We start from the raw sequence: 13,496 nt of genomic DNA, 5'->3' as shown, positions 1-13,496 counted from the left end.
AGTTGCGCTGCCGTTTGGCTGAATGGGCTTGCGATTGGAAGGGGGCGGTTTACTGCTATGCCCCATATGGGGGCATCAGGTGCGAAAGCGCGAAACCGATTCCTGCAGCGTCGAGGCCAGCTTGTCCAGTTCGGCCACAGCCTGAACAGTGTGGCCGATGGCGATGTCATTTTCGCGTGCGCGCTCGGCAATGCTCTCGATATTGTGAATGACGACGTTGCTGCTGGCCTTTTGATGCTCGGTCACACCCACGATCTGATCCAGGCCGTGGCTGACATCGGCGACCGAAACCCGGGTCGCATCCAGTACGGCGACAACCTGCTCTGTCGATTGCTGGCTGGACGCCAAGCGGCTCAAGCTGTGTTCCAGTGCTTCACGTACGGCCAGTGATTTCGGCCCGAGTGCCGAGGTCACCTTGTCGATTTGTGCGGCCGAGGCGGCTGATTTCTCTGCCAGCTTGCGTACTTCGTCGGCGACGACGGCAAAGCCGCGGCCGGCTTCGCCAGCACGTGCCGCTTCGATGGCGGCGTTCAAGGCCAGAAGGTTGGTCTGCTCGGCAATTTCACGTACCTGACGCGTCATGTCGTTGATTGCCGAGGTCGAGTGCATAAAGTCGTTTTCGGCATCGGCCATTAAGCGTACGGCTTGCTCGACTTGCAATGCCTCGCTACGCAGCAGCGCCAGATTCTGGCGCCCGCTTTCGGATTGTTCGCAGCTGCGCGCTGAAATATCGCGTACTGTGCCGGCTTGTCCGGCAATGGCCACGATGTGCTGGGCCAGCGTTTCGACTTCGCTTGTCGCGGCCTGTGACTGGTTGCTTTGCAGTTTCGAGCCTTGCGCCAGGCTGGCGGCGTGGCTGGACAGGGTGTGCGATGCGGTCGCGACGGCGCCGGCTGAACGGCTGACATCACGTACCAGCGCCGAGATGGTTTCCAGCAGGCGGTTGAAGCGGTATGCCGCGATGCCGATCTCGTCACGGCTGGCGACCGGCAGGCGCCGGCTCAGGTCTCCATCCCCCCCCGCAAGTTCCGCCAGCCCCTGCGACATCTGGTTTAGCGGGCGGGTCACGAAGCGGCGGATAAACAGGAAGATCAGTCCCATCAGCGGTAGCGACATCAGCAGGGCAAAGGCGATGCTCTGGTTGCGAAAGCCATCTACGGCAGCATAAGTCTTGGTCAGGGAGATGCGCATGCTCACTGCGCCTAGCGGTGTACCTTCGGCCACCTGATGGCAGCTGGTGCAGTTTTTGCCCAGATAGTTGCTGGATGCCAGTGCCGGATAGACCACCCGCAGCATCTCGCCCTGAGCCGGTGAGCTTTCGATGGCGATATAGGGTTTGCCGCTGGCCAGTGCCTGACGCTCGATGTCGTCAACCGGGCGGGCTTTGTCGCCGCCGTTGCCCGGGCCGAATATTTTGCTTACACCTTCGCCGCGTAATACGCGCAGGTCGTGCACGCTGGACAGCTCCCGGATCTGGTCCAGAAAAACATCGCGCTGTGCCACGGTGCCGGTGATCATCATCCCGGTCAGTCCAGCCAGCGTCATTTCGTTCATGCTGTGCGCCAATCCCTTGGCCTGATCGACGGCTATCTCGCGGCTGACGCGGGTCTCCCAGGTAATCAATCCGCCTAATGCCAGTGCCAGGCAAAGCCAGATGGCGGAAGTCAGGCGTAGCCAGATCGGCCAGTCGGAAAATTTTCGCATGAAGAAAGATCCATACCTGAAAGGAATTTGGAAAGTATAACTTATTAATATGCCATTTGAGATGATATGGAGTGATAAAAGTTAAGCCGGATATGACAAAAACCCCGGGCTATGCCCGGGGTCGCAGATGGGGTGGTATTGCTGCTTAGCGGATCAAGATTCGCATGTGTCGCCGGGTACGCGCACCCAGCCTTCCATCAGCACGCGCGCGCTGCGACTCATCACTGCCTTGGTGACCGTCCACTGGTCGTTCGCCTGCTGTGCCTCGGCGCCGACGCGCAAGGTGCCGGACGGGTGGCCGAAGCGCACCGCGCTTTTCTCGCCGCCACCGGCGGCAAGGTTGACCAGCGTGCCGGGACTGGCGGCAGCCGTGCCGATGGCCACCGCACAGGTGCCCATCATCGCGTGGTGCAGCTTGCCCATCGACAGCGCGCGTACCAAAAGATCGATCTCGCTGGCCTTGATGGCTTTGCCGCTGGACGACAGATAGTCGGCTGCGGGTGCAACAAAGGCGATCTTGGGTGTGTGCTGGCGTTTTGCGGCTTCGTCCACATCCTGGATCAGCCCCATGGCCCGTGCCGCGTAGGCGCGGATGGTCTCGAAGCGGATCAGCGCGGCGCTGTCATTATTGATGGCATCCTGCAGTTCGGTGCCGGTGTAGCCGATATCGGCTGCGTTAACGAACACGGTCGGGATGCCGGCATTGATCATGGTCACCTTGAAGGTGCCGACGCCGGGCACCACCAGATCGTCGACCAGATTGCCGGTCGGGAACATCGCGCCGCCTGCGCCATCCTCGTCGGCGGCCGGGTTCAGAAACTCGATGGCGACTTCGGCAGCGGGAAAAGTAACGCCATCCAGTTCGAAGTCGCCGGTTTCCTGCACAGCACCTGCGCTGACCGGTACATGCGCGATGATGGTTTTGCCGATATTGGCCTGCCAGATGCGTACGGTGCAGATGCCGTTGTCCGGTACGCGAGCAGGATCGATCAGACCTTTGCTGATGGCGAAAGAGCCGATGGCGGCGGTGAGGTTGCCGCAGTTGCCGCTCCAGTCGACGAAGGGCTTGTCGATGGAAACCTGGCCGAACAGGTAATCGACATCATGCCCTGCCTGCGTGCTTTTGCTGACAATCGCGGTTTTGCTGGTGCTTGAGGTCGCGCCTCCCATGCCGTCTATCTGTTTGCCGTACGGGTCGGGGCTGCCGATGATGCGCATCAGCAGAGCGTCGCGCGCCGCACCGGCTACTTGCGCGGCAATCGGCAGCTCTTGCAGGGCAAAGAGCACGCCCTTGCTGGTGCCGCCACGCATGTAGGTGGCGGGAATCCTGATCTGTGGAAGGTGAGCCATGGCTGAATTCCTGATGAATGTATTGGGTAGGCCAGGCGGCCGAGTCTGGCAGGGCAGGTCGCTACCGGCCAGACCGGTTTGCATTGCCTAGCCGGGTGTTAGCCGCCATCTGGCAGCTAACACTTATAACCGGCGCTTACGCTAATGCAACTTCAGTCTTGCTTGACTCGAGGAAGTCTTGTGCGAAGCGCTGCAATACACCGCCTGCTTCGTAAATCGAGACTTCTTCGGCGGTATCGAGGCGGCAGGTGACCGGCACTTCGACGCGCTCGCCATTTTTGCGGATGATGACCAGCGTCAGTGTCGCGCGCGGGGTGCGCGCACCCAGCACGTCGTAACTTTCCGTGCCGTCCAGCATCAGGGTTTTGCGGGTGACGCCCGGCTTGAACTCGAGTGGCAACACGCCCATGCCCACCAGATTGGTGCGGTGGATGCGCTCGAAGCCTTCGGCCACGATGGCCTCGACGCCGGCCAGACGCACGCCTTTGGCCGCCCAGTCGCGCGAGCTGCCCTGGCCGTAGTCGGCACCGGCGATGATGATCAAGGGCTGCTTGCGTGCCATATAGGTCTCGATCGCTTCCCACATGCGGGTGACCTTGCCCTCTGGTTCGATACGGGCGAGCGAGCCTTGCTTGATCTGGCCATCGACCACCGCCATTTCATTGATCAGCTTGGGGTTGGCGAAGGTGGCACGCTGTGCGGTCAGGTGATCGCCACGGTGCGTGGCATAGGAGTTGAAGTCCTCTTCAGGCAGGCCCATCTTGGCCAGATATTCGCCGGCGGCCGAGTTGGCCAGAATGGCATTGGACGGCGACAGATGGTCGGTGGTGATATTGTCCGGCAATAGCGCCAGCGGCCGCATGCCCTTGAGTGTACGCTCGCCGGCCAGTGCGCCTTCCCAGTAGGGCGGGCGGCGGATATAGGTGCTTTGCTCCCGCCAGGCATAGAGCGGGCTGTCGGCCTGTTGTGCCACACCCAGATCGAACATCGGGATATAGACCTGCTTGAATTGCTCGGGCTTGACGCTCTTGGCGACAATGGCGTCGATCTCATCATCCGATGGCCAGATATCGATCAGGCGAATCTCGCGCCCATTCACCACGCCCAGCACGTCCTTTTCAATGTCAAAACGCATGGTGCCGGCAATGGCGTAGGCCACCACCAGCGGCGGCGAGGCGAGGAAGGCCTGCTTGGCGTAGGGATGGATGCGGCCGTCGAAGTTGCGGTTGCCGGACAGCACGGCGGTGGCGTAAAGATCGCGTTCTGTGATTTCTTGCTGGATGGCCGGGTCAAGCGCGCCGGACATGCCGTTACAGGTGGTGCAGGCGAAGCCGACGATGCCGAATCCCAGTTGTTCCAGTTCGCTCAATAGGCCGGCATCCTTCAGATACAGCTCGGCCACTTTGGAACCCGGCGCAAACGACGACTTCACCCACGGTTTGCGGGTCAGACCCAGTTCATTGGCTTTTTTCGCCAGCAGTGCCGCCGCAACCACATTGCGCGGGTTGCTGGTGTTGGTGCAGCTGGTAATGGCCGCGATGATGACCGCGCCGTCCGGCATCAGTCCTTGTGCCTCTTCGGCGCGGGCGGCGGCAAGCTGGGCTTCGCTGGCAATGCCGCGTGCCTGCAATTCGGTTGTCGGCAGGCGCTTGTGCGGGTTGGACGGGCCGGCCATATTGCGCGTGACGCTGGACAGGTCGAACGCCAGTACGCGCTCGTATTCGGCACTGGCAAGGCTGTCTGCCCACAGACCGGTGGTTTTGGCATAGTTCTCGACCAGTGCCACCTGTTCAGGCTCGCGCCCGGTCAGCTTCAGGTAGGCGATGGTCTGTTCATCGATGTAGAACATGCCGGCCGTGGCGCCGAACTCTGGCGTCATGTTGGAAATGGTAGCGCGGTCGCCGATAGACAGGCTATCGGCACCATCGCCGAAAAATTCGAGCCAGGCGGAGACGACGCGCTCCTTGCGCAGGAATTCGGTCAGTGCCAGCACGATGTCGGTGGCGGTGATGCCGCTTTGACGCTTGCCGGTGAGCTTGACGCCGACGATGTCGGGCAGGCGCATCATCGAGGCGCGGCCCAGCATCACGGTTTCGGCCTCGAGGCCGCCGACGCCGATGGCGATCACGCCCAATGCGTCCACATGCGGCGTGTGGCTGTCGGTGCCGACGCAGCTGTCCGGGAAGGCGACGCCGTCACGTGCCTGAATCACCGGCGACATTTTTTCCAGATTGATCTGGTGCATGATGCCGTTGCCGGCCGGGATTACATCCACGTTCTTGAATGCGGTACGGGTCCAGTCGATGAAATGGAAGCGGTCCTCGTTGCGGCGGTCTTCGATGGCGCGGTTCTTGGCGAAGGCGTCCGGGTCGAAGCCACCGCATTCGACGGCGAGCGAGTGGTCGACGATGAGCTGGGTCGGTACCACCGGATTGACTTGTGACGGGTCGCCGCCTTGATCGGCAATGGCGTCGCGCAGGCCGGCCAGATCCACCAGCGCAGTCTGGCCCAGAATGTCGTGGCAGACCACGCGCGCCGGGAACCAAGGAAAGTCGAGGTCGCGCTTGCGCTCGATCAGTTGCTTGAGGGCGTCGGTCAGTGTGGCAGGGTCGCAGCGGCGCACCAGGTTTTCGGCCAGCACGCGCGCGGTATAAGGCAGTTTGGCGTAGGCACCCGGCGCGATCGCATCAACTGCGGCGCGGGTGTCGAAATAGTCGAGGCCGGTGCCGGGCAAGGGTTTGCGGTAGTGAGTATTCATGGTGTCGGTCATCACGATAGGGTAGGCATGCATGCGGCAAGGGGGAGCCGGCGCCAGGCGCACGGCTCCCCCGCTTAATTCAGGCGCTTAGCGTTGTTCGATCGGCATGAAGGCCTGATCTTCCGGGCCGACATAATTGGCGCTCGGACGGATGATCTTGCCGTCGATGCGCTGCTCGATCACATGCGCGCTCCAGCCGCTGGTGCGGGCGATCACGAACAGCGGAGTGAACATCGCGGTCGGCACGCCCATCATGTGGTAGGACACGGCGGAGAACCAGTCGAGGTTGGGGAACATGTTCTTGATGTCCCACATCACGGATTCCAGACGCGCGGCGATGTCGAACATCTTGCTGTCGCCGGCGGCGGCCGACAGCTCGCGCGCGACTTCCTTGATCACCTTGTTGCGCGGATCGGAAATGGTGTACACCGGATGGCCGAAGCCGATCACCACTTCTTTTTTCTCTACCCGTGCCTTGATGTCATTTTCCGCTTCATCCGGCGTGTCGTAGCGCTTCTGGATATCGAATGCCACCTCGTTGGCGCCGCCATGCTTGGGGCCGCGCAGCGCCTTGAGTTTGGCCTTGTAGCCGGCAAGTTCAGCCACATTGGGCAGCTTGCCATGAACCAGCAGGTAGGCGACTTCTTCGAATTCGCAACGGTCGGCGATGTCGAGAATGTCGTAGCCGCGATAGCTCAAATCATTGCCGGTACGGCCAACGGTGCACAGTGCGGTATTGCCGGCGGCTACGCCGGACAGGGCGACGGATTTTTTCGGCTTGCCGATGACGACTTCAGTCATGTGATTCTCCTTTGCAGATAGCGGGGCGGACGCGGATTATTTGTTTTTTTCCTGTTGAAACAGGGCGTCCAGTTTTTGTTCGTAGTCGTGGTAGCCGAGGTGATCGTACAGGTCCATACGGGTCTGCATGGTGTCGACCACATTGGCCTGGGTGCCGTCGCGGCGCAGTGCCTCGTAGACATTCAGCGCGGCTTTGGAGGCGGCGCGGAAGGTCGACAACGGATAGAGCACCAGTGAGACGCCGTTATTGCCCAGTTGTTCGGTGGTATAGAGCGGGGTGGAGCCGAACTCGGTGATGTTGGCCAGTACCGGCACTTTCACCGCTTCGGCAAACTGCTTGTACATGGCAAGATCGGTGATCGCTTCGGGGAAGATCATGTCGGCGCCGGCCTCGACGCAGGCGATGGCGCGCTCGATGGCCGATTCCAGGCCTTCGACTGCCAGTGCGTCGGTGCGCGCCATGATCACCATATCCTGACGGCGGGCATCGACGGCGGCCTTCACGCGGTCAACCATCTCTTCCTTGCTGACGATGGCCTTGTTAGGGCGATGGCCGCAGCGTTTTTGCTGGACCTGGTCTTCAATATGCACGGCGGCGGTACCGGCTTTTTCCAGGTTGCGCACGGCACGGGCGATATTGAATGCGCCGCCCCAGCCGGTATCGATGTCGACCAAGAGTGGCAGTTCGGTGACGTCGGTAATGCGGCGTACATCGATCAGTACGTCTTCCAGGGTGGTGATGCCAAGATCGGGAATGCCGCAGGAGCAGGCGGCGACACCGCCGCCGGACAGATAAATGGCTTTGAAGCCGGAGTGCTCGGCAAGACGGGCAAAATAGGCATTGACCGCGCCGACAACCTGCAGCGGCTTTTCCTGCTCGACGGCAAGACGGAAACGTTGACCCGGGGTATGCATCTGGCGGCTCCTTGATGATGTGTTGGCTGAGTGATTATTCCAAATTCTAGCAAGTGCTTGGTAAGTTCGTAAATGGCGAGGGCATTATTTTTCTTGCACCCAGCTGTTTTTTTGCCGCTTGTTGTGTTTTTGTCTGGTAAACGCACGTTTGGAAGTACGTGCAATGGTCAGAAGCTGGTGCTTGTCGGTTTTGCTTTGCAATGTGCTCTGTTAAGGTGACGGCTTATTACGGTCGAACTTATCCGGAGCAGAGGAGTCATAAGAGATGACTATAAAAATCTGGACAGCAAGCATAGAAAAAATCAGGAGCTGTAAACAAGAATGAGTGATCGGGAACTCGATCAGCAATTGGTGGAACGCGTCCAGCGTGGGGAGAAGCGCGCCTTTGATTTGTTGGTTTCCAAGTATCAAAGACGCCTGGGGCGCTTGTTGTCGCGCTTTATCAAGGACAGCGCGGACATTGAGGATGTGACACAGGAGGCCTTTATCAAGGCCTACCGGGCATTGCCGTCATTTCGGGGTGAGAGCGCTTTTTACACTTGGCTATATCGTATCGGAATCAATACGGCCAAGAACTTTCTCAGTGCCAATGGTCGAAGACCTGTGTTCAAGGCCGGGGTCGAGGATGAAGATGGCGAGGTCGCTGATCTGGGCGATCAGATGCCGGATTACCATACGCCCGAAGCGGACATGATGAACCGCCAGATCGTGGAGACGGTTAACCAGGCGGTGAATGCGTTGCCTGAGGAGTTGCGTACGGCAATTACCCTGCGTGAAATGGATGGTCTCAGCTACGAGGAAATCGCCCAAGTGATGGATTGTCCGATTGGTACGGTCAGGTCGCGTATTTTCCGTGCGCGTGAAGCGATTGCAACGCAGTTGCGCCCCTTGCTGGATACGGCAAAAGACAAGAGGTGGTAGTGATGAAAGAAAATATCTCTGCTTTGATGGACGATGCGCTGGATGATGCAGCGGCACACGCGGCCATCACGGATTTACAGGCGGATAAGGCATTGAAGGATAGCTGGGATACCTATCAGCTGATCGGGGATGCCATGCGCGGGGGCGGGGGTCTTGCGCTGGATGTGCGGCGCGAAGTCAGTGAGCGCCTGCGTGATGAGCCTACTGTTTTGGCGCCGGCCAGACGCTGGCCTTTGCCTTCCCGAAAGCTGCGCCATTATGCATTGGCCGCATCGGTTGCTTGCGCGGCCGTTGTCGGCTGGATGGGCTGGCAGCAGGATGAGTCGGAAATGGTGGTGGCCAAAGCAAGCGAAGCCCAGGTGTTCAGCCCGGCTACAGCGGTAGATGCACCTTATCTGCTGGCGCATCAGGAAATGGCGGGGACAATAGACGGCTCGCAGCGGCGGGTTGCCTATGTGCCAGCGCGTGACAAGGCAGCACATTGATGCAGTTCAGGTTTTGTGTTTTTTTCGGCATGTTGCTGGCACCTCTGGTACAGGCCGGTCCTGATGATGACTGGGCCTTGCTTGGCAAGGCTGCGCAGGTTGCACGCCAGCAAACATTGTCCGGCAGTTACCTGCACCAGATAGGTTCTGCATCCGAGACCTTCCGTATCCAGCGTTCAGTCAGCAAGGGGAAAGTCAGGGAGCGCCGTGTTTCGCTGGATGGCTTGCCGCGCGAGATTATCCGTCATGGCGACGTGCTGATTACGTCCGCTCCGGACGAGCATTCGCTGCTGGCAGCAAAAATAAGCAGTGCCAAGCTGTTTCCGGCCATTCTGCCGGATAATGTGGCCATGCTGGCTGATGGCTATGCCCTAAGCCGCTTGGGCTCGGATAGGGTAGCGTCGCGCGAATGCCAATGGTGGCAGTTGAAATCGCTGGAAGCCGGGCAGCGCTATACACAGCGCGTTTGTCTGGATAAGGCCAGTCAGCTGCCGCTGAAGTGGGTCACGCTGGATGCACAGCAGGATGTGGTCGAGTTGTTCAGCTTTATTGATCTGGATGATCGCGCACCGCGCGCCAAGGTGAGTGTGCAGCCGGTTTATCCCTTAAGCGCAGCATCCTCTGCTTCTGCCGTGAAGGCTGAAGAGGGAGTGGAGTCGCTAGAGATCAAAGGCATTCCGCCGGGTTTTCGGCTGCTGCGTTCTGTCATGCGTAAAATGCCGGGTAATGATGGTGCACCACCGGTTCAGCACCGGGTGTATAGCGATGGTCTGGCCGTGTTTTCTCTGTTTGTCGAGTATGCCAAGGATGCCAAACCGGCGCCTCATCTGACGCATGGGCCTATTTCGGTAGCTACAGACAATGAGGGCGAGTACCGTTTGACCTTGGTGGGGGATCTGCCTGATGCCGGCTTGCAGGCCATTGCCCGTCATCTGCGGCTTGTTAAAAAATCATGATTGAAACCGAAGCACGCGTATTGCGCGTCGAGCCCGGTGCGGCCTGGGTCGAGCCCAAGCCGCATTCGCCATGCGGTCAGTGTGATGCTGAGGGCGGTTGTCGTTCCTTGAGTATCGCGCGCCTGTTTAGCGGGCGTGATCCGGTGTTCCGGGTGCTGGATAGCCTGGGTGTAGGGGCCGGGGACCAGGTGATGGTGGCCGTGCCGGAAAAAAGCCTGAGACAAAGTGTGTTGCTGATGTATGTCTTGCCGCTGTTAGCCTTGTTCGCCGGCGCGCTGCTGGGCGCACTGTTTGGCGAGATGGCGTCGGCGCTTGCCGGTTTGGGTTGCTTGCTGCTGAGCTTGCTGCTGGTGCGCCGCCGGGCGCAACGCCTGTCGGAGGATGGGCGTTTTCAGCCTCATATTGCCAGTAAGCTGGACCCTGACGCCATTGTGGCCGCGCCGGCTCGTACTTGCCGTTCAAAAAACCGGCCCTTGGAGTAAAAATGACGCTGACGCTGATGTTCCGCGATTATTGCAGCCTGTGCCATGCCATGCGTGATGCACTATTGCCCTGGCAGGCGCGCTACGGCTTTGAGCTGGATATTGTCGACGTGGATGCCGACCCGGTGCTGGAAGAAAAGTACAACGAACTGGTGCCCGTGTTGCTGGATGCAAAGGGCGAGATCTGCCACTGGCACTTGGATGAAGCCGCTCTGGCGGAACGTTTGGCTGCACATGCCGGCGAAATCCGCTAGAATCGCGCACTAATTGATACCTGTACGAGGGCGCACTACGTGCCCTCGTCTTTTTGTTGTCTGCGAGCCTGATGAAACACATACGCAATTTTTCTATCATTGCCCATATCGACCACGGCAAATCCACGCTGGCTGACCGTTTTATCCAGTTCTGCGGTGGCTTGGATCTACGCGAAATGAGCGCCCAGGTGCTCGACTCAATGGATATTGAGAAAGAGCGTGGCATTACCATCAAGGCGCAGACTGCAGCCTTGCATTACAAGGCGCGGGATGGCGAGGTCTACAACCTCAACCTGATCGACACACCGGGACACGTCGACTTCAGCTATGAAGTGTCGCGTTCGCTGTCCGCCTGCGAAGGCGCGCTGCTGGTCGTGGACGCTTCGCAAGGTGTAGAAGCCCAGACCGTTGCCAACTGTTATACCGCCATCGACCTGGGGGTCGAGGTGGTGCCGGTGCTGAACAAGATCGATTTGCCGGCTGCCGAGCCAGAGCGCGTCTGTCAGGAAATCGAAGACATCATCGGTATCGAGGCCATCGATGCGGTGCGCGCTTCGGCTAAATCCGGTATCGGTATCGAGGATATCCTCGAAACCCTGATTGCCAAGATTCCGCCGCCGGTCGGCGATGTGGATGCCCCGCTCAAGGCGCTGATTATCGATTCGTGGTTTGATAACTACGTCGGCGTGGTGATGCTGGTGCGTGTCAAGGACGGCGTGATCAAGCCCAAGGACAAGATCAAGTTCATGGCCACCGGTGCCGAGCATCTGTGCGAGCAGGTCGGCGTATTCACGCCTAAAGCCTTGCAGCGCAGCGAGCTTAGGGCCGGCGAGGTGGGCTTTATCATTGCCGGTATCAAGGACATCAAGTCGGCCAAAGTGGGCGATACCATTACCTTGATGAAAACGCCGGCGGCCGAAGCATTGCCGGGCTTTAAGGAAGTCCAGTCGCAGGTGTTTGCCGGTCTGTATCCGGTGGAAAGCCACGACTACGATAATCTGCGCGATGCGCTGGAAAAGCTGCAACTGAACGATGCTTCGCTCAAGTACGAGCCGGAAGTGTCGCAGGCGCTGGGCTTCGGCTTCCGTTGCGGTTTCCTGGGGCTGCTGCATCTGGAAATTGTGCAGGAACGTCTCGAGCGCGAGTTCGATATGGACCTGATCACCACGGCACCTACCGTGGTGTACGAGCTACTGATGAAGGACGGCGAGGTGATCCATGTGGAAAACCCGTCCAAGCTGCCGGATCCTGCCAAGGTGGAAGAAATCCGCGAACCCATCATTACCGCCCATATCCTGCTGCCGCAGGAGTATGTCGGTGCGGTGATGACCTTGTGTAACGGCAAGCGTGGCGTGCAGCGCAATATGCAGTATCTGGGCCGCCAGGTGATGCTGACTTACGATATGCCGATGAATGAAGTGGTGATGGACTTCTTCGACAAGCTCAAGTCCACCAGCCGCGGCTACGCATCGCTTGACTACGACTTCAAGGAATATCAGGCATCCGACCTCGTCAAGCTGGATATTCTGGTCAATAGCGAGAAGGTGGATGCGCTGTCCCTGATCGTGCACCGTCAGAGCGCCCAGTTCCGCGGCCGTGCCGTTGCCGCCAAGATGCGCGAACTGATTCCGCGCCAGATGTTCGATATCGCGGTGCAAGCGGCCATCGGTGCGCACATTATCGCGCGCGAAACCATCAAGGCCTTGCGTAAGAACGTGCTGGCCAAGTGCTATGGCGGCGATATTACCCGTAAGAAAAAGCTGCTGGAAAAGCAGAAAGCCGGTAAGCGCCGCATGAAGCAGGTGGGTAATGTGGAAATTCCGCAGGAAGCCTTCCTCGCCATCTTGCAAGTAGGGGACAAATAAGTGAGCGGGAATCTGTTCTGGGTGTTTGTCGTTGTAGCGGTAGTCGGCATTGCGCTGATCGCGTCGGCCGGCAAGAAAGAGGCGGGCGCCAAAGAGTGGCCGGCTGCCGTGCAGTGGGGCTATATCGCCTTGCTGGTCGGCTGCTTCGGCGTGCTGTCGAGCTGGATGAGCTTTTCAGCCGTGATGCTGGTGATTGTGCTGGTGACCGGCTTTGGCTGGGCGCTGGATAAGTTCTATCTGGCACGCCGCCGAGCGCCGGGCGAAGAGCCCGGCCATATGGTCGACAACGCCAAGGGCTTTTTCCCCATCATTCTGGTGGTATTCCTGCTGCGCTCGTTTATTGCCGAACCGTTCCAGATTCCCAGCAGTTCCATGCGGCCGGGGCTGATTGTTGGCGACTTCATTCTGGTCAATAAATTCACCTACGGCATACGGGTGCCGGTGCTGAACAAGGTGATAGTGCCGGTGCATGAAGTTGCGCGTGGTGATGTGGCGGTGTTCAATTTCCCGCCTAACCCGCGCGTCGATTACATCAAGCGTGTGATCGGGCTGCCGGGGGACACGGTCGAGTACCGCAACAAGAGTCTGACTATCAACGGCAAGGCCGTGCCGGATGTGGCGGATGGTACTTATGACTATCTGGAGCAGGGTCTGGCGATGATACGGAACGACCAGTACATTGAAACCCTGCCATCCACACCTGAGGCCAAGACCTATAAGGTGCTGAAGAGTCCTCAGGCGCCAGTCTATGATCCGGCACAGGTGCGCGACTTCCCGTATCGCGATAATTGCCAGTATGCTGAAGACGGTTTTGTGTGCAAAGTGCCACAGGGCCACTACTTCATGCTGGGCGACAATCGCGACAACAGTCTGGATGGCCGCTACTGGGGCTTTGTTGCCGATGATCTGCTAGTGGGCAAAGCTTTCCTGATCTGGATGAATTTCGGTGATTTTTCGCGCATCGGAATGAAAATAGAGTAACGGTTTCGCCTTTTGACTGCCCGG

12 protein-coding genes are annotated in these 13,496 nt (G+C 59.2%); 7 read left to right on the top strand and 5 right to left on the bottom strand.

Annotated features, from left to right (window positions below; translation table 11 throughout):
* Positions 1-75: 75 nt before the first annotated feature.
* The 5 genes from EGI20_RS04555 to prpB form a co-directional block, all read right to left on the bottom strand.
* Positions 76-1,704, bottom strand: a complete 1,629-nt coding sequence (locus EGI20_RS04555; protein WP_498630006.1) for a methyl-accepting chemotaxis protein — start codon at positions 1,702-1,704, stop codon at positions 76-78.
* Between the two features lie 153 nt (positions 1,705-1,857).
* Positions 1,858-3,054, bottom strand: coding sequence for a 2-methylaconitate cis-trans isomerase PrpF (gene prpF / locus EGI20_RS04550; RefSeq protein ID WP_498630004.1), 1,197 nt, complete (start codon positions 3,052-3,054; stop codon positions 1,858-1,860).
* Between the two features lie 136 nt (positions 3,055-3,190).
* Positions 3,191-5,812: a Fe/S-dependent 2-methylisocitrate dehydratase AcnD gene (gene acnD / locus EGI20_RS04545; RefSeq protein ID WP_498630053.1), complete on the bottom strand. Its 2,622-nt coding sequence runs from the start codon at positions 5,810-5,812 to the stop codon at positions 3,191-3,193.
* An 87-nt stretch (positions 5,813-5,899) separates the two neighbouring features.
* A complete protein-coding gene (locus EGI20_RS04540; RefSeq protein WP_498630002.1) occupies positions 5,900-6,613 on the bottom strand; it encodes a citrate/2-methylcitrate synthase in 714 nt (237 codons plus the stop codon).
* Between the two features lie 36 nt (positions 6,614-6,649).
* Complete coding sequence (prpB, locus tag EGI20_RS04535) at positions 6,650-7,528, bottom strand: methylisocitrate lyase (protein WP_498630000.1); 879 nt, start codon at positions 7,526-7,528, stop codon at positions 6,650-6,652.
* Between the two features lie 321 nt (positions 7,529-7,849).
* Between prpB and rpoE the strand changes: the two genes are divergently transcribed.
* The 7 genes from rpoE to lepB all read left to right on the top strand — a co-directional run bounded on the left by rpoE (position 7,850) and on the right by lepB (position 13,472).
* Positions 7,850-8,449 (top strand): RNA polymerase sigma factor RpoE, encoded by a 600-nt coding sequence (rpoE, locus tag EGI20_RS04530; RefSeq protein ID WP_124734379.1) that lies wholly within the window; start codon positions 7,850-7,852, stop codon positions 8,447-8,449.
* Positions 8,450-8,451: 2 nt separating this feature from the next.
* Positions 8,452-8,934: an RseA family anti-sigma factor gene (locus tag EGI20_RS04525; RefSeq protein WP_498629998.1), complete on the top strand. Its 483-nt coding sequence runs from the start codon at positions 8,452-8,454 to the stop codon at positions 8,932-8,934.
* Entirely contained in the window at positions 8,934-9,890 is a 957-nt protein-coding gene (locus EGI20_RS04520; RefSeq protein ID WP_498629996.1) for a MucB/RseB C-terminal domain-containing protein, read from the top strand. Before EGI20_RS04525 ends, EGI20_RS04520 begins: the two co-directional genes overlap by 1 nt.
* Complete coding sequence (locus EGI20_RS04515; RefSeq protein ID WP_498629994.1) at positions 9,887-10,372, top strand: SoxR reducing system RseC family protein; 486 nt, start codon at positions 9,887-9,889, stop codon at positions 10,370-10,372. The genes EGI20_RS04520 and EGI20_RS04515 overlap by 4 nt, the downstream gene beginning before the upstream one ends.
* Positions 10,373-10,374: 2 nt before the next feature.
* A complete protein-coding gene (locus tag EGI20_RS04510) occupies positions 10,375-10,626 on the top strand; it encodes a glutaredoxin family protein (protein ID WP_124734375.1) in 252 nt (83 codons plus the stop codon).
* 71 nt (positions 10,627-10,697) lie between these two features.
* The gene (gene lepA, locus EGI20_RS04505) at positions 10,698-12,491 is read left to right on the top strand and encodes a translation elongation factor 4 (protein WP_124734374.1); all 1,794 of its coding nucleotides are present in this window, start codon (positions 10,698-10,700) and stop codon (positions 12,489-12,491) included.
* Entirely contained in the window at positions 12,492-13,472 is a 981-nt protein-coding gene (lepB, locus tag EGI20_RS04500; protein ID WP_498629991.1) for a signal peptidase I, read from the top strand.
* Positions 13,473-13,496 lie beyond the last annotated feature (24 nt).

This window comes from Aquitalea sp. S1-19 (assembly GCF_024343515.1).
The sequence above is the reverse complement of the archived record's forward strand: the minus strand, read 5'-3'. Positions and strand labels throughout refer to the sequence as shown.

Excerpts from the sequence above, each read along its gene's own strand:
- EGI20_RS04555 (WP_498630006.1), bottom strand. The coding sequence starts at position 1,704 with ATGCGAAAATTTTCCGACTGGCCGATCTGGCTACGCCTGACTTCCGCC.
- prpF (WP_498630004.1), bottom strand. The coding sequence starts at position 3,054 with ATGGCTCACCTTCCACAGATCAGGATTCCCGCCACCTACATGCGTGGC.
- acnD (WP_498630053.1), bottom strand. The coding sequence starts at position 5,812 with ATGAATACTCACTACCGCAAACCCTTGCCCGGCACCGGCCTCGACTAT.
- EGI20_RS04540 (WP_498630002.1), bottom strand. The coding sequence starts at position 6,613 with ATGACTGAAGTCGTCATCGGCAAGCCGAAAAAATCCGTCGCCCTGTCC.
- prpB (WP_498630000.1), bottom strand. The coding sequence starts at position 7,528 with ATGCATACCCCGGGTCAACGTTTCCGTCTTGCCGTCGAGCAGGAAAAG.
- rpoE (WP_124734379.1), top strand. The coding sequence starts at position 7,850 with ATGAGTGATCGGGAACTCGATCAGCAATTGGTGGAACGCGTCCAGCGT.
- EGI20_RS04525 (WP_498629998.1), top strand. The coding sequence starts at position 8,452 with ATGAAAGAAAATATCTCTGCTTTGATGGACGATGCGCTGGATGATGCA.
- EGI20_RS04520 (WP_498629996.1), top strand. The coding sequence starts at position 8,934 with ATGCAGTTCAGGTTTTGTGTTTTTTTCGGCATGTTGCTGGCACCTCTG.
- EGI20_RS04515 (WP_498629994.1), top strand. The coding sequence starts at position 9,887 with ATGATTGAAACCGAAGCACGCGTATTGCGCGTCGAGCCCGGTGCGGCC.
- EGI20_RS04510 (WP_124734375.1), top strand. The coding sequence starts at position 10,375 with ATGACGCTGACGCTGATGTTCCGCGATTATTGCAGCCTGTGCCATGCC.
- lepA (WP_124734374.1), top strand. The coding sequence starts at position 10,698 with ATGAAACACATACGCAATTTTTCTATCATTGCCCATATCGACCACGGC.